The 1144-nt window shown below is 78.2% G+C and carries 1 pseudogene; it reads right to left on the bottom strand.

The features are described from left to right. Positions 1 to 1144 (bottom strand): annotated as a pseudogene (locus tag ACWJ6R_RS36765) (hypothetical protein); the annotation flags it as partial.

The raw sequence follows: 1144 nt of genomic DNA, 5'->3' as shown, positions 1-1144 counted from the left end.
CCCGCTCGCGGGTTCCGCGGTGCTCGCCGTACCGACCGGCTCGGCGGGCTCCGCGGCGGATTCGGATCCGGCCGGGACGGGCTCCGCCTCGGGCGGCCCGTCGGTCTCCGGCTCCGGTCCGGCGGTCTCGGGTCCGGCGGTCTCGGACGTGGTGGTGTCCGGTCCGGCGGTCTCAGGTCCGGTGGTGTCCGGTCCGGCAGTGTCCGGTCCGGCAGTGTCCGGTCCGGTGGTCTCGGATCCGGTGGTGTCGTCCGCGGGCTCCGCCCCGGCAGGCTCCCCGGGCTCCGCGGATCCCGCCGAAGGGGACTCCGTCGCCGCTCGTCCGTCAGGCTCCGGCGCGCCCTGCCCCGCCGCCTGCCGCGCGGGCGGCTCCTCGCCGGGCACCGGCTCCGGGACGTCCCGCCCCGGCTCCGGCTCGGACGGTCCCCGCTCGGGAGCGTCCTGCTCCGCCGGCTCGGACGCCCGCGTCTCCGGGGCGGCGGGTCCCGGGCCGGAGGCCGGAGGAGAGGCCTGATCGCGGCTGAACCAGCTGGTGGCCGAGGAGTCCTCCGCCACCGGTACGGGCGGAGACGCCTGAACGGGGAACGCGGGGGCGGCGAAGGGGGACGCCGTCTCCTCGGAACGGGGCGCGGGAGCCGACTGCTCCCGGGACTCCCGGAGCGGGGCCTCCGGCTCCCGCGGCGGCGTCTGGGACCGGCCCGCCTGGGTCCCCGCAGCTCCGACGGGGCGGTACGGAGGGGTGAACCGTACGGTCTCACCGCTGTCCGGTCCGGTCGCACCGGAGGGGCCGGACTCGCGGAAGGCCTGGGCGGCCCGGGGGGCCGGGGACGGCGGTGCCGGGGACGGGGCCTGAGCGGCCTGCTGCTCCTCGGGGGCGTCCTGGGGCACGACCCCGCCGCTGAATTCGGGAAGGCAGGTGGTGCAGGGCGTGAAACCCTCCTCCCGAGCCTCCTCGTGAGTGAGTTCCTCGTGTTCCCTGCCGACCAGCTGACGGCACCCGGCGACGTGATACCGCCTGCGTCCGGGGATCACCAGCACGATCGCCTCGGCGTCCGGCACGCCCTGCCTCGCGGCGGCCGATCCGGCCGCCGGAGCGGGCCGGGGCCGGGTCGCGGCGGCGACCGTCTGCCGAGCACCTGCGGCG

The sequence above is a fragment of the Planomonospora algeriensis genome, assembly GCF_977012225.1.
Note: the sequence above shows the minus strand (reverse complement) of the source record. Positions and strands in the feature narration are given on the sequence as shown.